Source organism: Streptomyces sp. NPDC104106 (genome assembly GCF_055584345.1).
Window position 1 is genome coordinate 49,157 of record NZ_JBVJMF010000032.1, and the last position, 19,559, is coordinate 68,715.

The 19,559-nt window shown below is 69.7% G+C and carries 18 protein-coding genes and 2 pseudogenes; 12 read left to right on the forward strand and 8 right to left on the reverse strand.

Translation table 11 applies throughout. The features are described 5' to 3' along the window. The first annotated feature begins 3 nt into the window (after positions 1-3). Positions 4-618, forward strand: coding sequence for a TetR/AcrR family transcriptional regulator (locus tag ACZ60X_RS41835; protein WP_469610703.1), 615 nt, complete (start codon positions 4-6; stop codon positions 616-618). Positions 619-1,458: 840 nt separating this feature from the next. Here ACZ60X_RS41835 and ACZ60X_RS41840 read toward each other — a convergent pair. Continuing rightward, a protein-coding gene (locus ACZ60X_RS41840) for an IS630 family transposase (RefSeq protein ID WP_469610705.1) occupies positions 1,459-2,540 on the reverse strand; the annotation gives its coding sequence in 2 pieces (ribosomal slippage) (positions 1,459-2,036 and positions 2,036-2,540; 1,083 coding nt in all). Between the two features lie 239 nt (positions 2,541-2,779). Here ACZ60X_RS41840 and ACZ60X_RS41845 point away from each other — a divergent pair. Continuing rightward, positions 2,780-3,922: a helix-turn-helix domain-containing protein gene (locus ACZ60X_RS41845; protein WP_469610707.1), complete on the forward strand. Its 1,143-nt coding sequence runs from the start codon at positions 2,780-2,782 to the stop codon at positions 3,920-3,922. Positions 3,923-4,070: 148 nt separating this feature from the next. Here ACZ60X_RS41845 and ACZ60X_RS41850 read toward each other — a convergent pair. The 3 genes and pseudogenes from ACZ60X_RS41850 to ACZ60X_RS41860 all read right to left on the reverse strand — a co-directional run. Next, positions 4,071-4,652, reverse strand: a pseudogene (locus ACZ60X_RS41850) (transposase); the annotation flags it as partial. Next, a complete protein-coding gene (locus tag ACZ60X_RS41855) occupies positions 4,570-5,100 on the reverse strand; it encodes a hypothetical protein (RefSeq protein WP_469610709.1) in 531 nt (176 codons plus the stop codon). The pseudogene ACZ60X_RS41850 and the gene ACZ60X_RS41855, both read right to left, overlap by 83 nt. A 136-nt stretch (positions 5,101-5,236) precedes the next feature. Further along, the gene (locus ACZ60X_RS41860; RefSeq protein WP_469610711.1) at positions 5,237-5,716 is read right to left on the reverse strand and encodes a cupin domain-containing protein; all 480 of its coding nucleotides are present in this window, start codon (positions 5,714-5,716) and stop codon (positions 5,237-5,239) included. Positions 5,717-5,821: 105 nt separating this feature from the next. Here ACZ60X_RS41860 and ACZ60X_RS41865 point away from each other — a divergent pair, with 105 nt between their 5' ends. Together ACZ60X_RS41865 and ACZ60X_RS41870 are read left to right on the forward strand one after the other, a co-directional pair. Further along, positions 5,822-6,478, forward strand: a complete 657-nt coding sequence (locus ACZ60X_RS41865) for a TetR/AcrR family transcriptional regulator (RefSeq protein WP_469610713.1) — start codon at positions 5,822-5,824, stop codon at positions 6,476-6,478. Between the two features lie 886 nt (positions 6,479-7,364). Further along, positions 7,365-7,577: a hypothetical protein gene (locus ACZ60X_RS41870; RefSeq protein WP_469610715.1), complete on the forward strand. Its 213-nt coding sequence runs from the start codon at positions 7,365-7,367 to the stop codon at positions 7,575-7,577. 262 nt (positions 7,578-7,839) lie between these two features. On the opposite strand, the gene ACZ60X_RS41875 is transcribed toward ACZ60X_RS41870, so the two are convergent. From ACZ60X_RS41875 to ACZ60X_RS41885, 3 genes are all read right to left on the reverse strand, one after another. Then, a complete protein-coding gene (locus tag ACZ60X_RS41875; protein WP_469610717.1) occupies positions 7,840-8,184 on the reverse strand; it encodes a hypothetical protein in 345 nt (114 codons plus the stop codon). A gap of 132 nt (positions 8,185-8,316) precedes the next feature. After that, a complete protein-coding gene (locus tag ACZ60X_RS41880; protein WP_469610719.1) occupies positions 8,317-9,174 on the reverse strand; it encodes a helix-turn-helix domain-containing protein in 858 nt (285 codons plus the stop codon). Between the two features lie 69 nt (positions 9,175-9,243). Next, positions 9,244-10,035: a peptidoglycan-binding protein gene (locus ACZ60X_RS41885; protein WP_469610721.1), complete on the reverse strand. Its 792-nt coding sequence runs from the start codon at positions 10,033-10,035 to the stop codon at positions 9,244-9,246. Positions 10,036-10,544: 509 nt separating this feature from the next. Here ACZ60X_RS41885 and ACZ60X_RS41890 point away from each other — a divergent pair. The 3 genes and pseudogenes from ACZ60X_RS41890 to ACZ60X_RS41900 all read left to right on the forward strand — a co-directional run. Then, positions 10,545-10,997, forward strand: coding sequence for a hypothetical protein (locus ACZ60X_RS41890; RefSeq protein WP_469610723.1), 453 nt, complete (start codon positions 10,545-10,547; stop codon positions 10,995-10,997). A 91-nt stretch (positions 10,998-11,088) separates the two neighbouring features. Further along, a complete protein-coding gene (locus ACZ60X_RS41895) occupies positions 11,089-12,027 on the forward strand; it encodes a hypothetical protein (protein WP_469610725.1) in 939 nt (312 codons plus the stop codon). Positions 12,028-12,289: 262 nt separating this feature from the next. Beyond that, positions 12,290-12,511, forward strand: a pseudogene (locus ACZ60X_RS41900) (transposase); the annotation flags it as partial. A gap of 202 nt (positions 12,512-12,713) precedes the next feature. Here ACZ60X_RS41900 and ACZ60X_RS41905 read toward each other — a convergent pair. Then, positions 12,714-13,817: a LacI family DNA-binding transcriptional regulator gene (locus ACZ60X_RS41905; protein WP_469610728.1), complete on the reverse strand. Its 1,104-nt coding sequence runs from the start codon at positions 13,815-13,817 to the stop codon at positions 12,714-12,716. A 234-nt stretch (positions 13,818-14,051) separates the two neighbouring features. Here ACZ60X_RS41905 and ACZ60X_RS41910 point away from each other — a divergent pair, with 234 nt between their 5' ends. The 5 genes from ACZ60X_RS41910 (at position 14,052) to ACZ60X_RS41930 (ending at position 19,356) form a co-directional block, all read left to right on the forward strand. Then, positions 14,052-15,245 carry an ABC transporter ATP-binding protein gene (locus tag ACZ60X_RS41910; protein WP_469610729.1) on the forward strand — a complete coding sequence of 398 codons (1,194 nt, stop codon included), beginning with the start codon at positions 14,052-14,054 and terminating at the stop codon, positions 15,243-15,245. 16 nt (positions 15,246-15,261) lie between these two features. After that, positions 15,262-16,533 carry a polyamine ABC transporter substrate-binding protein gene (locus tag ACZ60X_RS41915; RefSeq protein WP_469610731.1) on the forward strand — a complete coding sequence of 424 codons (1,272 nt, stop codon included), beginning with the start codon at positions 15,262-15,264 and terminating at the stop codon, positions 16,531-16,533. A gap of 29 nt (positions 16,534-16,562) precedes the next feature. Next, positions 16,563-17,408: an ABC transporter permease gene (locus ACZ60X_RS41920; protein ID WP_469610741.1), complete on the forward strand. Its 846-nt coding sequence runs from the start codon at positions 16,563-16,565 to the stop codon at positions 17,406-17,408. Then, positions 17,405-18,250, forward strand: a complete 846-nt coding sequence (locus ACZ60X_RS41925) for an ABC transporter permease (protein WP_469610733.1) — start codon at positions 17,405-17,407, stop codon at positions 18,248-18,250. The genes ACZ60X_RS41920 and ACZ60X_RS41925 overlap by 4 nt, the downstream gene beginning before the upstream one ends. A gap of 104 nt (positions 18,251-18,354) precedes the next feature. Next, on the forward strand, positions 18,355-19,356 hold the full coding sequence (locus tag ACZ60X_RS41930) for an SIS domain-containing protein (RefSeq protein ID WP_469610735.1): 1,002 nt from the start codon (positions 18,355-18,357) through the stop codon (positions 19,354-19,356). Positions 19,357-19,559: the final 203 nt, after the last annotated feature.

A 19,559-nucleotide genomic window follows, 5' to 3' on the forward strand; every position in this document is an offset into this window, starting at 1 on the left:
GTCATGCCTCGCCCTCGTTCACTCACCCCGGATCAGCTCGCCTCGGCCGCCCTCACCGTCATTGATCGCGAGGGGCTCGCCGGCCTGTCGATGCGCGCGGTCGCGCAGGAACTGCGGATGAGCACGATGGGGCTCTACCGCTACGTCGCCGACCGCGAGGAACTCGAACGGCTGGTCGTCGAGTCCGTCCTCGGAACCGTCGACACCGAGCCGGCGCCTTCGTGCACGCCGTGGGAGGAGCGGATCGAGGCCCTGGTGCGGCGCCTGCGCGACACCATCAGTGCACACCCCGCGGTCGTGCCGCTGACGGTCACCCACCGGCACCAGTCCCGCGCAGTGTTGCGCTGGTCGGAAGCAGTACTCACCGTCCTCGCCGAGGCAGGCTTCGACGGCACACGACGCGTCATCGCGCTACGGGCCCTGCTGAGCTACATCATCGGGGCCATCCAACTGGAACACCTGGGGCCCCTGGCAGGCGAGGGCACGGTCGCCATCTCCGCGCTGCCGCCCACCGAGTTCCCGCACCTGGCCCAGACCGCGCAGCGCGCGCGTGACGTGGGTGCCGACGAGGAGTTCCTGGGTGGGCTCGCCGCGCTGATGCGTGGCCTGCACACGTAACACCCACGCTCCCCGTTGGCGGTCGGAGCCCCCACTGCCCTCGCATACCGGTGCGAGGGGCCGGTCAAGACGTCAGGAGAGGCGAAGAGGGTTCGCGTCGGCGCGGCCGCCGGTGCCAAGGGTCCGCCGGTGTGCCGGGGGCATCTCCGGGATCTCCCCCACCGACCCTGCGGCCGACGCCGAACCCGACGGCCCGGCAGCAGACGCCCCGTTCTTCCCCGCCGACCCCCCACCTCCATGCGACCCGGCCGACGAACACCCCGCCAGCGCAAGACAGGACAGCACCACCAGCGGAACAGCACGACGACCCAACAAACCCATGTCATCACCACGCCCCGACTCCGGCCTGTCACGGGATCCCACAGCTGTACCTTGCCAGCCGTGTCGGCACTGGCCAGGAGCTCGTCCTTGGGGGCCCCGGTGCCGGGCAGACCGGAATCTATGACGGCTGCGAGCGGCGCGAAGGACCTGTTTGCACGGTGAAGCGGTCCCTCCGGTGTCGGTCTGCACAGCGAGCCTTGTTGTGCCCCTGCCAGCACCTGCTTACCCTGCGACCGAACCGACTTGCGAGTCTCTCGGGGGCGACATGCACGGTGATCTGCGTGTGGACACGGCGGCTGCCGGACGGATTCGCCGGGCCGACGACGTGCTGGACATGCAGCGTGCCGCCCGCAAGGGCGGCACCAAGGCGGTGCTTCGCTGGCTGGCGGGCCGCACCGGCGCCACCGTCTTTCTGATGAACTCTGCGGGTACCGCGGCCCACCCGCCCCACGCTCCCCTCGGCGGCACCGAGCGCGCTCTCGCGCTGCGCGGTACGCGAGAGTTACTGATTTCGGCGCTTCAGGGTGATGGTGCTGGGAGGTCGAGGGAGAGTCCGGTCCCAGCAACGAAACCGTCGAGGAGATCCGGGCGGTACTGGAGGCGTTTGAGTCGGTTGCGGACGAGGGCCTCGAGCCGGTCGAGAGCCACGCTCGCGAGGTTGGCGAGACTGCGTTTGACGTGGGCCCACAGGTACTCGACCGCGTTCAGTTCGGGTGCATAGGAGGGCAGGATGAACACCGTCAGCCACTCCCGTGCCTCGATCAGCTCGCGCATGGTGTGGGAGACATGGGTGTTCAACCGGTCCCATACGAGCACGATCGGTGCCTTGACCAGCTGGTGCATCCCGTCGATCAAGCGGATGTAGTCGTCCTCGGACAGGCTGCGGCGCTCGCCCTTGCGTCCGGTGTGCAGCCGCAGCCGGTTGCACAGCCGGGTCCTCGAGCCCGGGCGCGTCGCGATCAGCCCGGCGACGGAGACCCTCCCGGAACGGCGGCCGGACACTCTCACGACCGGGGTGATGCCCCGCCTGCCCCAGGTGCGGCCCTTCGGCGGCCTGCGGGTGAACCCGGCTTCGTCCTCGAAGCAGATGAAGCCGTCACAGGCCGCCCGGGCGCTTTTACCTCCCCCCACGTCGCCTCCTTCCACACGGCGATGGCCTGCTCGTCGCGTTCCGCGGCTCTGCGAGCAGGAACCTGCGGGGTGAACCCGAGCCGGCGCATCAGCCGGGTGGCCCCCGAGACGCTGTAGGAGACGTGGAACTTCCTGCCGATCAGCGTCGCCACCCGCGCACCGGTCCACACCTGGTCCTGGTCCCAGCCGTGCGCAGCCGGCCCCTCCTCCAGGTACGCGGCCAGCTTCTCCAGGCAGCGCGGGGACAGCCGGCACCGCGATCCGCTCGGGCCGCGGGAGGCCAGAGCCCGAACACCGCCGTCCCGCCATAGCTGATGCCATTGATAGGCCGACTTCGGGCTCACCCGCAGGCGCCGTGCCACCTCCAGCGGCTTGATCTTCTGCTCGAACAGCTCGGCCGCCTGATTCCGTACCGTCTCCCGGCGCCGCCGTCCCGCAGCAGACAGCCCGCCCCCATCCCCATATCTCACACACCACCAGATACAGCCAGCACTGCCAGCCCATCAGGGACTTCGAGCGAGTTCACCCTGACGAGCCGCAGTCAGTAACCGAGCGGCGGCTGGGGTCCGTTGCCATCGACCAGGACGGACTCACCTGCATCGTCCTTCCCCTCGATGGATCGCGGGGTGCCGCCGCGCCCCTTCTCGCTGCCGTTGCGCCCCATCCGGCACCACCTGAACTGCCGCTCCTGCTTGCGGATGCCACATCCGTGCTGAGTCTGAGTTGGCTGGCGGAACACACCCGGCGCAAGCAGCGTCGGCTGAGGATCGCCGAAGCCGGGACGCGCGAAGCGGTCCTGCATCTGCTGCTGAACGGACATACGTCCGCCGCGCGCCAGATCGCGCGGGCGCTGCGCCCGGCTCTGCCCGCGATGGTGCGGGTGTACGTCATCGAGGGTCCACCGAGAGTTCGCGGCCAACTGGTCAGGGATCTGACCGATACGGCCGACGGCGCGTGGATCGTGCCGTGCCCGGTGTACGCCGACCACCTCTTCATGCTTGCGCCCGGTGACGGCGCCCCGGCACCGGTCTGGCCCCCCGAGCTGGCGGCGGCCTGCTGGATCGGAGAGAGCAGTGCCGTGCCCCTGCGGGAAACCGCCACCGGCTACGCCCAGGCCTTCCATGCTCTCGCCGCCGCACGCGGCCGCCCCGAACGGCAGGCCTCGTTCGCGGCCAGCCCCGACCTGGCACTGACCATCGGGCCCGCTGTAGCGGCCTGGTCCGAGGCCTTCCTCTCACCGATCCGTACCCACCGCGCCAGGCGGGCCCAGGACCCCGACAGCGCGGAACTGCTGGCCACCGCCGCATCGTGGCTCAGCTTCTCCTCCCGTGCGACGGCCCACCTGGATATTCACCGCAACACCCTGAGCGCGCGCCTGACATGCATCCAAGAACTGCTCGGCCTGGACCTGCATCGGCTCGCCGACCAAGCCGCACTGGCACTCGCTCTGCGCACCATCGCCGCACAGATCCCGCCCCCGCCAGAAGGCGATGCCACACGCGCGGGGGAAATGTGGCCCACCCTGGACGAACTCCTGTCTCTGCCCCGCGTCGGGGCGTGGGCCCAACAACAGTTCCGCCCTGTCACCGCGCCCGACGTCCCAGCATGCATCGCGGAGACCCTCACCACCTGGCTGCGCCTCGACGCACGCATCGGCCCCACCGCGACCGCACTGTCCATCTCGGCATCCGCCGTACGCAAGCGCCTCACACGTAGCGAAGCACTGCTCAAACGCTCGCTTCTACGCTCCCCCAGCGCCACCCATGACCAATGGCTCGCACTACACGCCCTCGACCTGGCCCAGCCAAGCGAAGTGCCGCGCCACTTTGCCGGCCTCTCCGGGAGCACATGATGACGCTACCTGCGGCGGGGCGGGCACGTCGTGTAGGCCTAGGGAAGCTCCCGGCGCTGACCTGCCCTTTTGGGTTCAGAAACAGCAAGTCAGCCAGCACACTGTGGTGGAAGCCGGGACCGCCCAGTTCCATGGCCATGGCGTACTTGAAGTCGATGCGGCAGCGGACCGACTCGGCGGCCTGCCGGTCCGACAGGCCGAGCAGGAACCGCAGCACACAGACGGTGGCCAGTTGAGCAGGCGAGAGACCCGGACGCCCGTCCCGCGGGTACCAGTCGGCGAAGTCCTCGTCACACCACAGGCCAACCAGCCGGTCACGTACCCATATCGCCGTCGTACCACCCGGGTTGCTCGCCCGCGCAACCTGCACAGTCAGAGACGGGACCTGCTCACCGGAACGGGGACGAAGGGACAACGAGCACCTCGACAGCTGTATCAATCGGCGAAACCACCCGAGCATGCCCGTCGATCTTGCTGCCGCACCGGGAAGCTCCAAGATCCCCGACAGAGTCAAGAACCTCCGGCCGAGCACCGTCGCGGGCTGCCTTCGGGCTCCGCCCGCGGGGCCGTCCAGCAGCTGCTCGCGCACCGACGGCTCGAGGTCGCGCAGGGGGACCGATGCCCAAGCGGAGGCGACCTGGGCTCTGTCAGGCGCTGGAGAGAGCTGCGATGAACGGCTCGCGGACGGCTGGATCGCACCAGGCTTCCTCCAGTGCACGTTTGTCCGCATCCGCACTGATGCCGGCGACGTGGTCGGCTCCGGGCCCGCAGGCCGGCGGCATCGAGCTGCGACCGTCCCAGCGCACTCCGGAAGGGAACGTCACATCGATGACGATCCGGCGGCCGCCGATCTGGATCGTGAGGTAGCGGTGGACGTCCCACAGCCCGTCAGCGGGGACCGCAGCAACAGCCCGGAGGCCGAAGCTCCGCTCGGCCTGCTCGGGCGTGCACCGGTAGACGCGGTGGACCAGGCGTGGATCCGTCTCCGGCCACCGCTCAGCGAGCACCGCGGCCAGGAGGGCGTGCTTGGTGGAACACGTTCCGCGCCACTCGGCGAGCGCCCCTTCGGCGCTGCGGACCGCCGGTCGCCCGTAGGGCATCAGGTGCACCGCCTCGACCACATCGGCCATCGACGCGCCCTGCGCCAGCCCGGCCCGGCGCATGAACATCTCGAACACAGCCCTCCCTCGTCTGCTCCTCCTTGCTCTCCTGCGCAAGAAGGCAGAGCAGCCGGCGCGCCGGAGCGGCACACCGCGGCGCAACGAACTGCAGAAGAACACGAAACCGTCTGGGAGACCTGGACGGGCGCGGCCTCTAGTCCAAGGTCATCGTGCCGTGCGTGTAGCGCATGCCGTATTTCCCGCCGATCTCGTTGACCTTCTCCAGGTCCATGGCTCCCGTGTCGGTCCTGACGGCAGGTCCGGCCTCGAAGAGATCCTCCATGAACTGGTCCCAGCCGCCCGGTGTGGACACCTGCAGTGCTCGTGCCGGGGGCTGGGAGGCGTTGCGCATGGCGTGCGGGACGCCGTGCGGCAGCAGCGCGCACATGCCAGGTGTCAGGCGGTACGTCCGCCCCTGGAAGTCGATCTCCATCTCGCCTTCCAGTACGTAGACGAACTCGTCCATGAGCTCGTGTACATGGGGCGGGACATCGACGTCGAGGCGGTTCTCCAGGACGGCGAGCCGGCCTTCGCTGTCCGTGGTGGTGACCTTGACGCCGAACCCGGGCGGCAAGGGGACCCGGGTCTGCCGGGTCTGTCCGGGCTGGAGCAGAACAAATCGGTCAGCGGACATGACTGAGTCCTCCCTGTCGGCCACATGATGCCGGTTGGCGCCTCTCACCCTACGCCCGAAGTGGAGAAAAATCTCCGGTTACTGGCGACCGTCTACGATCGCCGCATGACCACCGAGCCGCCCTTGCGCACCGACGCCCGGCGCAACCGCGAGAAAATCCTCGCCGCCGCTCGCGAACTCTTCCGGGAGCAGGGCACCGCAGTGGCCCTCGACGACGTCGCCCGGCGCGCCGGCGTGGGGGCAGGCACCCTCTATCGCCGGTTCCCCGACCGCGACGCGCTGATCCGGCAGGTCATGGTCGACGGCTTCGAAATCTGCCTGGCAGCGGTGGAAACGGCACGCCTGGAACTGGCCGATCCAGCAGCGGCGTTGGAGCAGCTGTTCCGGCGCGTGGTGGAACAGCGCGAACGCCTCGTGCTTCCGCTGATCGGCGGACCGGCGGTACGGGACCCACGGGTCCAGGAACTCCAGCACGCCATCCGCGACGGCGTCGAGGAAGTCCTTGCGGCCGCCCAGGACGCCGGCGTCGTGCGCGACGACGTCACCACAGAGGACCTGATCACCGCGGCCGCCATGGCCTGCCGCCCCATGCCCCACCTGCCCGGCGCAGTAAGCGCAGCTCTCGCCGTCCGGCATGTAGCGGTCTACGTGCACGGACTGCGCCCCGAAGGCGCCGCCCCCCTGCCCGCGGCCGCACCCTCACCCGAGAGCTTCGGCCGACGCGTCGCCATGGAGCAGCGTGAGGCGAAGGAAACACCCTGATTGCCGGGCTCACCGACGCCCCGCGCGGGATCACCCGCAGACACCATCCGCCTGCCGCTGGCAGTCGCGGTTGCTCGCGAGCGCCCTCGGCGCCGCGCTCCCGGGCTGCCGGACCCGGTACGCCCTGGTTGGGCCTGCCGGTTCAGCAGCTCCACCAACAGGGCTTCGCGTATCTGGCCGAGGGGCGGCTCCTCGCAAGCGCCGTGATCGCGGCCGCCGTCAGTGCGGGCCAGCCGCCCACGAGCCGGTCCATGATGCTGATGCCCAGTACCAGGCCGCGCTCGCGTGCCGCACGTAACACGGTGTCGGTCAGCCCGCAGCCGGATAGCGCCGCTGCGACCGCCGGTGCCAGACCGGATCACGCTGCCCGCCACCGATGGGCAGCGTGATCCGGCCCGGATGACCATGCTCAAGCCGGTTGGCCTGTGGGAGGTTCGGAAGGCGGGCGATCCGGCTCTGTACTTACCCGTCCAGCCTCACCGCCCCGACCCGCGGAGGAGCTCCGCGCGCCGAGGGGGCACGCCTTTCGGGTGCGGGACGGTGGGCGGTTCTGCCCGGTACCTGGCGGGCCGGAGTTCCCCTTTACGGCCACGGGGCCGTACTCCGGCCTGGCAGGGGGCCCGCTGAAGGATCTTGGAACTTCCGGGGAAAACTAGCCACGGCCCGCTTGACGGTCACGTGGGAAGCGACAGCTGATCACGCGAACCCGCGCGGGACTTCCTGCTCAGCCACCGCACCTCACGCGGGTTGCCCGCCAGGCACGTCCAGGAATCCACGAACCCTCGCGCTTCCCAGGGCTTGCGGTTGGATCCGGTTGGCGGAGCCGTTTCGTCCGTCCCAGCCATTCTGCACACTGGAGCCCTCGCCCCCAGAGAACGGGATAGTCATGAAGCATTCGACGCTGTTCCGGCGCATGGTCGCCGTAGTCGCCCTGGCCGGGTTCGCAGTCGCCGGACTCGGGTTCACGCACGTCCACGGACCGGGCGACGTCACCGGCGGCCTGGCCCAGCCTGCCGCAGTGCACGGACCGGGCGACTTCACCGGCGGCCTGGCCCAGCCTGCCGCAGTGCACGGACCGGGCGACTTCACCGGCGGCTGACCGCTGCAACGCGGAACGTCCCGCCGCCCGACCTGGGCAGCCGGGCTCGCGACGCGGAGGAACCGGCGAAGCCGCACCGCTGCCATCCGCCAGACGATCAAGACTGCCAACTCCCGCCCACGATCAGCGCGAGCACCCCGACCGCGCGTCACACCAGCCCTCTGACCAGCACGTTCGAAGATGGCGAAGGCTCAATGTCGTCCGCCCCCGGCCAGTGGACTCCACTCGGTGGAGTGGAGTTGAGCATCGCCGGTGCGCACCACTACATCGGGTGCGCTCGGTCGCCGGCCTCCCGGCCGCGGTGCGGTCCTGGCTCCTGCGGACGGCGTGCCTGCTGGTCGTCCTGGCGCGCCGGGTGCCGTGCGTCGGCGTCGTCCTGTTCGGCGTAGCGGTCCATGGTGGCGCGGGCCCGGTCGGCCGCCGCGGTGAAGGCGTCCCTGAGGTGGCGCAGCCGCTCGGCCGTGAGATCGAGGGCTTCCACGTCGGTGCGGGACTCCCGCAGAGCCCGCAGCGCCGTCATGTCGACCGCCTCCTGTCGGCCGGCCTCCGGCTCCTGGTCGCCGTGCTCGGGGGCGGCGGCCGGGGGCGCGAGCAGCTGCTCGGGCATCGCCGCCTGCTGGTCTTTTACCTGGGCACCGGGCCACCGTTGCGTCACAGCGCCCACTCGGCGGGCATGGCCTTTCCGCCCGGCTCGTTATACAGCGCGAACATCACTCCCGGGTGGCCGACCGAGTCGAGTTCAGGAACCGGCGTGGAAACACTCCCGGCCGGGTCGGCCGACCGAGGGGTAGTAGCAGCATCGCAGTCCCGTGGTGTGCGCGGCGGCGATCATGGTGGTGGTGACCATCTGTCCGGCCGTCGACAGGGCAGTTGGGGCAGTGGTGGCCTGAGCATGCCCGTCAGGACTGGTGACCTCGATACGGAAACCGCCGTGTGTGGGCCAGCTGCGTATCCACCCGGCCTGGCAGCTTGGGCTCAGTCGGATTTCCAGCCTGGTCCCGTCGGCCGCGATGCGGGAACTCACCGTGACGGGATCTTCGCATGCCGTGGCCTGCGGGTCACGGCCCTCGCAGGAGCGCAGTTGGCAGACGGGCGGGTGTGCGGCGGCCACCGGGCCGGTTTCATAGGAGGCGTGGATGATCGCGGCGGGTGCCAGCATCGCCGTACACAGCAGGAGGAGTCCCGCGGTGGTGGCCCAAGGCCGTGCGGTGATCAGAGCGGAAGCAGCGAGCAATGCTCGGTGCACGAAGCTGCGGGTAACCGTGGGCTCCCCGTCATCGGCGCTACCGTCTCTCTGAGCGGTGGTCTGGCCCGGCTTGGCTTCGGCCGGGGGCGCGGTGTGCCCGCGCCGGTTCCATGCCGCGTCCGCGCGTTCCCAGACCGGCAGTACGGCCTCCTCGCTCACCTGCGCCGCCCGGCACAGCGCCTGCACGGCGTGCCGGGGAGGGAACTGTTTGGCGTTGAGGTAGCGCTCCCAGGACGACTTGCTGATGGCGGTGGCGCTTCCCAGCTCCGTCAGACTCAGACGGCTGCGGTCCTTGAGCTGACGCAGGTCGCTGACCAGATCCCGGTATGCGGGGGGCAAGGTCTGCGGCAACGTCCTCCACTGGGATCTTCCGGTAAGTGCCTCATCGTTCGGGCTTTCCTTTCTCGCCGCGGTGGACGGTCATTCCACGTGGCGCAGCAGGGACCACGTCTGCTCGTCGACGATTCCGTCCGGGGGGATGTGGCCTTGTTGCTGCAGCTTTTTCACTTGTGCTTCCGTCCGCTTACCGAAGTAGCCGTCCACGTCGCCCGGCGACAGGTGATGGAGGCGCAGGAGGCACTGGGCTTCCGCCACGTCGGGACCCGTGATGTTCAACGCGACGACGTCGGAGCTGGTGGTGCTGTTGCCAGCGAGCATCAGATCTCCGTGCCTGACGTAGGCGCAGCTGTATCTGCCCACTCCGGTGGCACTGCCCGCCGGACGGCCGGCGGCGCTCGGGCGGGCGGCGATCAGCCACCCGGAAACGACGGCGGAGAGCAACAGGGCGCCTCCGACGAGGGACAGGGCAACCCCGTGCACTCTCTCCTGTTTCTGGTCGTGCTCTCGGACTTCGCCCAGGTCCACGCACGAGGCGGAGGGAGGACCGGAGGGAGCGGGAGACTGTTGGGGAGCCGTCTGCGCGACACGATCCTGAGGGGCGCCTTCCGTCGCGGGACCGGATTGCTGTGCTGCGTGGTGCAGGTCCAACAGCGGTGAGACGTCAGCCTCGGTCAGACCGGCGAGGGCTTCGACCGCCGCCACGGGCGGCAGGGCCTTGCCGTTGAGATACCGCTCCCACGACGAGCCGCTGAAAGGCGTCCTGGCCTGGAGCACCCGCAGCGTGAGACCGCTGTGGTCCTTCAACCGCCGCAGCTCCTGCACGAGTCGTCGCCCGTTTGGATCCAAGGTCTCGGGCAGTTCTCTCCATCTCATGACACCCCCTGAGCATGAGTTTCCTGGATGCCGCCCTTCTCTGCGACCCCACCTGCCTCCAAGCCGTGCCCCGTCACATGGATCCGGCCACCGACGTCACGCCCCGACGACGCGGCGGGATTTCCTGAGAAGCCGTCTCCATACATACATCGCCGCACGTCACGGGCCGGGAGGTCCCGAGAAATCGCGAGACGCCCGATGCATATGGCCATCGGCACGGCTCCTTCGAGAAGCTCGCCCAGGCCGCGTCACTTCGAGGAGGGCTGATTCCCGGCGCAGCGCACCCAGCCGGGCTGCCTCAACACATGGGGGAGTAATGGACTAGACGCTTAGGCAGGTTGCGTTGGTGCCCACAGCCAGCGCTGTGACAGACATGGCCCGACGAATTGCGGCAGCTGGGTCTGGCTTTTCGAAGACAACGGCACGCTCAACGAGATCGTCGGCTGTCGCTGCTCTGACCGGTACTTCCGGTCAGGAAAGACGCATTCACGACACAGGGGGCATCTCTCATGCACAGGATCAGGACTCTCCTCACCGGAACCGCCGCCGTCGGGCTTCTCACCGCGGGGCTCGTCTTGGGGGCACCCGCGGCGAACGCGAGCGGCTCGGGTAGCTGCAGCGGCGGGGACGGATCCACGGGCACGGGCGGCGACGGCTGCCTGTACTACCACCCGGACCAGGTGGGTGGTTACTTCGGCTCCCCCTACAACATCAACTACCAGGGCAAAACCTTCGGGGGCTGCAACAAGGGCAGTGGTGCCGGCGACGGCCAGCCGGTCCGCAACAACGCGGCGTCGGTCCAGAACTGGGACTACGCCTGCACCCTCCACGTCTGGGTCTACCCGCTCGGGACCAGCGGCAACATCCAGCAGTCGTTCGCCCCGTGGACGGCCGGGAACCTGAACTCGACCCTCCGCAACAACAATGCCTCGCAGACCTGGGACGGCCCGGGCGCCTGCTAGGACGTGTCCGGCGGACATTCCCGGGCCCGGGAATGTCCGCCGGAAGCACTGAGGAGAGCTAAAGAGGCCGACCGGGGAGGGCGGATCGTCCATGCACAGTACTGCAAAGAAAAGCCGGGCCGGTTCCGCTTCGGTCGCGAGCGGCCTGCTGGTCGCGGGGCTGCTGCTGGCAGGCTGCGCGGCCGGAGCAAGCTCGCCCGCCCCGGCTGTCGGCGCTCCCACACCGACGGGACCACATCAGCTCAGCGCGCTGCCGATCACGCGCTACCAGCCCACCGCCGCGCAGGAAGCCATACTCACCCGGGCCGAGGCGTCCCTGGTCCGCGCCTGCATGAAACGGTCGGCCCTCAACTACACCCTCCCGACGGTCACCACCCCCGGCGTCAGTGACGATCCATCCGGTGACCTGCCGGCCAACGACCCCGCCTTCGCCGCCGTCCACGGATACCGCGACCGAAACGAGGCCGCCGCGCAGGTCGCGCACGAGCGGCGAGCCAAACCCGCGGCACCGTTGAACCCCCAGGTCGCGACCGCCCTGGTCGGAAGGAGCACCCCGGGGCACAACGCGCCCACGGGCGGCTGCCTGGGGCAAGCCCGTCACACCATCGCCGGTGCGGCGGCCACCGACCCGGACGCGCTCTTCGGTAGCCCCCAACTGGTCACCGACATCCGGATGAACAGCTACTTCAATGCGCTGTCGGACAAGCGCGTCATGGACTCGTTCGACGCGTGGTCGACGTGCATGAAGGCGAAGGGATTCGACTACTCGAGTCCAGTCGCCGCGGTGGACGACACCCGCTGGAACGCGCTGCGGCCACCGACCGCGCTGGAGATCAGGACCGCCACCGCCGACGTGGCCTGCAAATACCGGCACAACGTCGACGGCGTCTTCCACGCCGTGCAGGTGGCCTACGAGACCGTAGCTATCAGGAGCCACCTCAGTGCGCTGCAGGCCATCAGGACAGGCCTCGACCACGCGCTGGCCACCGCGGCCCGGATCAACGCCGATGCCCCGAAGCGGCCGAGCTGAGCGATTTCCAGCCGGGCCCACTCCACATCCTTCAGATCACCCCGCCCCACGGGACGGAACGATCCACCAGCCAGCCTGTCACGCGCCCCTCAGACAGGCCTAGGTGCGAATCATGAAGTATGCCCAGCTGCTTCATGTGGGCAAACTGGCTATATCGGTGCCCTGCGGATTGGACTCCGCCCTGACACGGAACCGGTCACCGACCGGCCCGGTGTAGGAGAACGAGTAGGTCAAGCTGCTGGTCGCACTCAGGCGAGGGGGTCTCTCACGCTGGATCGCCCAGGTCCGCGCAGCCGATCTGCCTCATCTGCACTCCTTCACCCGGGGCCTGGACCGAGACCACGACGCCGTGATCGCCGCGCTCACGCTTCCGTACAGCAACGGCCCCACCGAGGGCGTCAACACCAAGGCGGACCGGATCACGCGCCAGATGCACGGACGGGCAGGCTTCACCCTCCTTCGCCACCGCATCCTCCTCGGATAGCGGCACGCTCCGTCACCACCGAATGTGAGACAGGGCCGAACGATTTACAGTCCCGTGCGCGGCATGGACGTGATGGTGGTCTGCCGGCAGGCCGGCCAAGCCCGTTCAAAGAGCCGCTCTCCCATGGCTGGCATCGCCGAGGTGGGACGCCGGCCGTGGGAGAGCGGGCTGATCGGCGGGCGCGGCGGGCGCCGTCGTCGTTCTACGGGTGGTTCGCCGGGGCGCGGAGGCGTCGTACGTGGGTGGGGGCAGCGCCGGTCGACTCGCGGTCGATGTAGGTGGTGTGCAGGGTGTGTCGGCGGGGGCGGGCTGTGGCTCCGTTGATGCGGCGGATCAGGATGTCCGCGGCCAGGCCGCCCAGTTCCTGCACGGGCTGGCTGACGACGCTCAGCCGCGGCCGGATGAGGGTGGTCCACTCCGCGTCGTCGAAGCCGATGACCGAGACGTCGCCGGGGATGTGGGCGTCGAGGTCGAGCAGGGCGTCCAGGGTGCCGAGCGTGGCCACGTTGTCGGTGGTGAACAGCGCGGTGGGGCGGTCGTTGGAGGTCATCAGTTCCAGTACGGCCGAGCGCGCCCAGGCCCGTTCGTAGCCGGTGTGCCGGATCAGTTCCGCGGAGCGCGGGATGCCGGCCGCGCGCAGGGCCTGGCGGTAGCCGGCGACGCGTTCCGTGGTCGTCCAGATGTCCGCGCCTGGGGCGAGCCGCGTGCCGTCGTCGCCGGGCATGGCCGAGGTGATCACCGCGATGCGGGTGTGTCCGGCGTCGGTGAACCGGGTCACCGCCGCCTTGACCGCTCCCCGGTTGTCGACGACCACGGTGTCCAGTGCGGCTCCGGTGAGGACACGGTCGAGGAGCACCACCGGGATGCCGGCGGAGACGGCCCGGGCGAGGTGTTCGTCGTCGGTGGCGGCCGGTGCCACCACGAGTCCGTCCACGCGGCGCTCGATGAACAGCTGGACCGCGGCCTTCTCCTTCTCGCTGTCCTCGTCGCTGTTGGCGAGGATGGCCTGCAGTCCCGCCTTTGCCGCGACGTCGGCGATGCCGCGCACCGCGCGGGCGAAGTAGGCGTTCTCCACGTCGGCGACGACCACTCCGAGGGTGTCGGTGCGGCCGCTGATCATGCTGCGGGCCACGGCGTTGGTGCTGTAGCCGAGCTCGGCGGCGGCGGCCAGCACTCGTTCCCGGGTGGCCGCGCTCGCTGATCCGTACCCGCCGAGGACGCGCGCGGCCGTCGCCTGTCCCACACCGGCGTGCCGGGCGACGTCCGGGATGGTCACGCGTCGCCGCGGCTGCGCTTCTGGGGGCATGTCCGGCTCTCTCCATGTCGGCCCGGCGAACACCGGGGGAACGGGGCGGTGGAATTCAGCGCCATTCAACCATTGACGTGAGGCGTTGGGCCGAGGGTAAGGTACGACCGCGTTGGTAACGTTATCAATCTTCGCCCACACGCATCCGCCCGCCGCCTTCCGGGACGGCCGTCCCCCGCGCCCCGTCCGACGGCCGCCCGCTTCTCCCCCATCCGAACTCCGGAGGTCTCCGCGATGGCAACCGACACTCTTTGGCCACCACCGGCCACCGCAGGCCCGGCCATCACCCTCGTCGACGTCGTCAAGGACTTCGGCGGCGTGAGCGACACAGCGGCGGTACGAGGGGTGAACCTCACCATCGGCGAGGGGGAGTTCTTCTCGCTGCTCGGGCCGTCCGGCTGCGGCAAGACCACCACCCTGCGGATGATCGCCGGATTCGAGGAGCCGAGCAGCGGGCAGATCCTGCTGCACGGCCGGGACATGGTCGGTGTCGCGGCCAACAAGCGGGACATCAATATGGTGTTCCAGTCCTATGCGCTCTTCCCGCACCTGAGCGTCGCGGACAACGTGGCGTTCGGGCTGCGCCGCCGACGTGTGCCCAAGGACGAGATCCACGACCGGGTCGACCGCATCCTGAACACCGTCGAACTCGCCGACAAGGCCGACCGGCGCCCCCGGCAGCTCTCCGGCGGCCAGCAGCAGCGCGTGGCCCTGGCGCGGGCTCTGGTCAACCGCCCGCGCGCCCTGCTCCTGGACGAACCGCTGGGCGCGCTCGACCTGAAGCTGCGCCAGTCCATGCAGCTGGAGCTCAAGCGGATCCAGCGCGAGGTGGGCATCACCTTCATCTACGTCACCCACGACCAGGCCGAGGCGCTGACCATGTCGGACCGGATCGCGGTGATGAGCGGCGGGCTGATCGAGCAGGTCGCTCCCCCGCAGGAGGTCTACGAGCGGCCCGCCACCGCGTTCGTCGCCGGCTTCATCGGCACCTCGAACCTGATCAGCGGGCGTCTGACCAGCACCGGACCCGAGGGCGGGGTGATCGACCTCGACGACGGACAGCGCATCACCGTCCCAGTGTCCGCCGCGCCCGGAGCGGGAGCGGACGTCCAGCTCACGGTACGGCCGGAGAAGATCACCATGACCACCGGCCCGACAGGCACCGCCAGCCGCATCCGCGGGACCGTGCGCGAGGTGGTCTACCTGGGCACCTCCACCAGTTACACGGTGGCCACGAGCGCCGGCGCGGAGATGACCGTCTTCCAGCCCAACGACGGCACGGCGTCCGTCGTACCGGCCCGCGGCGACACCGTCTGGCTGTCCTGGGCGACCGCCCACTCCTACCCCCTGGGCGCCCCGTCCACCGTACCGGCCACGTCCGCCGTCGGCCGGATCGCCCCCGACTCCGGTTCCCTCACAGCGAGCTGACGACAGGTCGACCACGATGCCCCTGCAGCCCACACCTCCCGCGCCCTGGCTGCGCGGACTGACCGAGCGCCGATGCTCCCGGCGCGGTCTGCTGCGCGCCGCACTCGGCGCCGCTGCCCTGGCCCCGCTCGCCGCGTGCAGCGTGCCGGGCGCCCGCAAGCCCGTGCCCCGCACGGCCACCGAGATCGCCGCCGCCGTCAGCGACTTCTGGACCGGCCGGAAGAAGAAGGACCGGCTCAGCTTCGCCAACTACACCCAGTACATCGACACCGACCCCGCCGACCAGAGCCGTCACCCCACCCTGGCGGCGTTCACCCACGCGACCGGCATCAAGGTCACCTACGAGGAGGTGATCGACGACAGCGCCTCCTGGTTCGGCAAGATCCAGCCGGAGTTCGCCTCCGGACAGGGCATCGGCTACGACCTGATGGTGGTCGGCGGCGACAGCTACCTGACCAAGTACATCGAACTGGGCTACCTCGCGCCGCTCGATCACAGCCGCCTGCCCCACTTCGCCAGGTACGGCGGGGCCGCGTTCAAGAACTCATCCTTCGACCGCGGCAACGTCTACACCGTGCCCTGGCAGTCCGGCATGACCGGCATCGGTTACGACCCGGCCAAGGTGGGCCGGAGGATAACCAGCTGGCAGGACCTGCTCGACCCGAAGCTCAGCGGCAAGATCGGCATGTGGAACGACGCGGTGCAGATGGGCAACGTCGCCCTGCTCGCCATCGGCGTCGACCCGGAGAAGTCCACCCACGCCGACTGGCGCAAGGCCGCCTCCTGGCTGCGCGGGCAGCGCGACGCCGGCTTGGTGCGCTCCTACAGCACCACCACCTACCAGTCCTCCCTCCAACGCGGTGACCTGTACGCCTCGCTGGTGTACTCCGGTGACATCTTCCAGGCCAACCAGAGCGGTTCACGGCTGGAGTTCGTCATCCCCGACGAGGGTGGACTGCTGTGGACCGACAACCTCTGCATCCCCTCGACTGCCGCCCACCCCGTCGACGCCCTGACCTACATGGACTACGTCTACCGGCCCGAGGTCGCCGCGAGGATCAGCGAGGCGGTGCAGTTCGTCTGCCCCGTCCCCGACGCCCGGGCGGTCATCGCGCGCGACGCGGCCGCCGCCACCGGCAAGCGCCGGCCCCTGCTCGCCTCCCTGAGCACCAGCCCCCTGGTCTTCCCCACCAAGGCCGACGAATCCAAGCTGCGCCACCTGCGGGTGCTCGACGAAGCGGAGGAGAAGCAGTGGAACGCGCTGTTCGAACCGATCTACCAGTCCTGACCCGCCGCCGACGGCGCCGGCCCCGCGCGGTGCCGGCCCCGTATCTGATGGTGCTGCCCGGCTGGCTGTGGCTGGCCGCCTTCTTCGTGACCCCCGTGCTCGTCATGGTGTCGCTGTCCCTGCAGACCGGCGACTTCATCGACGGCTTCCGCCAGACCTTCCACTTCCACACCTACGCGGCCGTGGTGGAGACCTACCACGTGCAGCTGGTCCGCTCCCTGTTCTACGGCGCCGCGGCCACCGCCGCCTGTGCCCTGGTGGGTTACCCCGTGGCCTACTGGATCGCCTTCCGGGCCGGCCGGCACAAGTCGGTGTTCCTCTTCCTGCTTCTGCTGCCCTTCTTCGTCTCCTTCGTCATCCGCACCCAGTCCTGGAACGTGGTGCTCGCCGACAACGGCGTCCTGCTCGGCCCGCTCAAGCACCTCGGGTTGCTGCCCGCCGGCTTCCACGTCCTGGCCACCCCGTACGCGGTGATCGGCGGACTGACCTACAACTTCCTCCCGTTCATGGTGCTGCCCGTGTACGTGGCCCTGGAGCGGATGGACGCCAAGGTGATCGAGGCCTCCACCGACCTGTACGCCTCCCGGGCGCAGACCTTCTGGCGCGTGGTGCTGCCCCTGTCCCTGCCCGGGCTCTTCGCGGGCGTGCTGCTGACCTTCGTGCCTGCCTCCGCCGACTACGTCAACGCCGGCATCCTCGGCGGCCCCTCGACCACCATGATCGGGAACATCATCCAGACCGAGTACTTCACCAACCTCGACTACCCGGCAGCCGCCGCCCTGTCCTTCGTGCTCATGGGCACCCTGCTGCTGGCCGTGTTCGCCTACGCCCGTGCCCTGGGCACCGAGGACGTGCTGGAGGTGGCCGCGCGATGACCACGGACACCGTCGCCCCCGCCCAGGACGTGAACGAGACGTCCAAGCCGTACACCGGCCGCCGCCCGCACCGCCGTCCCACGCTCACCGTGTACACCTGGCTGGTGCTGGCGTGGCTGCTGCTGCCGATCGCCGTCATGGTCCTGTTCGGCTTCAACGACACCCACAGCAAAGTGAACTTCACCTGGCAGGGCTTCACCCTCACCTGGTACCGCCACCTGTTCGCCATCCCCAACCTGACCTCGGCGCTGGTCAACAGCCTCACCATCGCGCTGGTCGTCACGGTGGTCGCCACCCTGCTGGGCACCCCGATCGGCCTGGCCCTGGGCCGCCACCGCTTCCGCGGCCGCGGCTCCGTGGACCTGCTGCTGTTCGCAGCCATCGCCGCTCCCGAAATCGCCCTGGGTGCCGCCCTCTTGTCGCTGTTCATCGTCCTCGGCGTGCCCCGTGGATACTGGACCATCCTCCTCGCCCACGTGGCGTTCTGCATCCCGTACGTGGCCATCACCGTACGGGCCCGCATGGCGAGTCACGACCCGACGCTGGAGGAGGCCGCCCGGGACCTGGGAGCCGGGCCCTGGACGGCGTTCCGGCTGGTCACCCTGCCGATGCTGATGCCCGGTGTGGCCTCCGGCGCCCTGCTGTGCTTCGCCCTGTCCATCGACGACTACGTCATCACCAGCTTCAACGCCGGCCGGACGGTCACCTTCCCGCTATGGGTGTACAGCGCCGGCCGCACCGGCGTACCCCCGCAGGTCAACGTCATGGGAACACTGATCTTCGTCGGCGGCCTGATCATCGCCGGTGCGAACGTCCTGTTCTCCCGGCGCCGCACGGCCTGACCCCCCACCCCCGTAACCGCGCGTCCCGCGCACCCGCGCCCCTCAGCACACCAGCCCATAACGGCCTGTTGGACACAACCCCCTCGAAGGAAGCCATCACCACCATGCTCTCTTTCAACGAAGCCGAGTTCGTCGCCCAGACCGAAAGCCTCGTGGCGCTGCGTCCCCGCATCGAGAAAGTCGTCGACCGTCTCATGGACGAGGGCTACGACAACGTCCTCCTCGTGGGCGCCGGCGGCACCTACGCGCAGATGTGGCCCTACGAACACCTGGCCCGGCGCGCCTCGGTGCTGCCGGTGCGGGCGGCCATCGCCGCAGAGCTGGTCGTCTCCGGCGACGCCCGCCTCGGCGAGCGCACCGCCGCCGTCTTCACCTCCGTCTCCGGCACCACCGAGGACAGCGTCAAGGCCATCGACTACTGCAAGGAACGGGGCGCGTACACGATCGGCTTCACCGGCCACCCCGACTCCCCCGTCGCCCAGCGGGTCGACACCGCGCTGGTCTCCGCGCCCAAGGCCTGGCCGTTCGACGTCCAGATGCTGCTGTTCATGGGCCGACTGCTGTCCAGGCGGGGCGAGTTCGAGGGCTACGAACGCCTCGCCGACGAACTCGCCGGCCTGCCCCGCATTCTGGTGGAGGTCGCCCGCCGGGCCGAGCCCGCAGCGTCCGACTTCGCCGAGGCCCACAAGGACACCGACTACCACTTCCTCATCGGCGGCGGGAACCTGTGGGGATTCACCTACCTGTACTCCATGTGCATCCTCGAGGAGATGCAGTGGCTGCGCACCACCCGGGTGCACAGCGCCGAGTTCTTCCACGGCTCGCTGGAACTGCTGGAGGAGGACACCAGCGTGATCGTCTTCCAGGGCGAAGACGAGACCCGCGCGCTCACCGACCGGGCCGAGGCGTTCGCCCGCCGCGTCTCCAAGGACGTCACCGTCTTCGACACCCGCGACCACCCCTTGGACGGCATCAGCCCCGAATTCCGCGGTCTGCTGGCACCGTTGGTCATGGACACCGTGATGGACCGAGTCAGCAAGCACCTGGAGCGGGTGCGCGACCATTCCCTGGACCTGCGCCGCTACTACCGCGTCATGGACTACTGACCGCCCACCGTCCCACCGCCGTCCATCCGCCCCGACATTGCCGGTGCCCGGGCACCGGCACGCCCCGAGCGTGGGGGGCGGCCCCCCCCCCCGGGGGGGGGGGGGGGGGGGGTGTGGGGGGGGGGGGGGGGGGGGCGGCCCCCGGGGGGGGGGGTGGTGGGGGCGGGCCCGGCCGCACCCCGGCGCCCCGAGGGGCCCGCGCG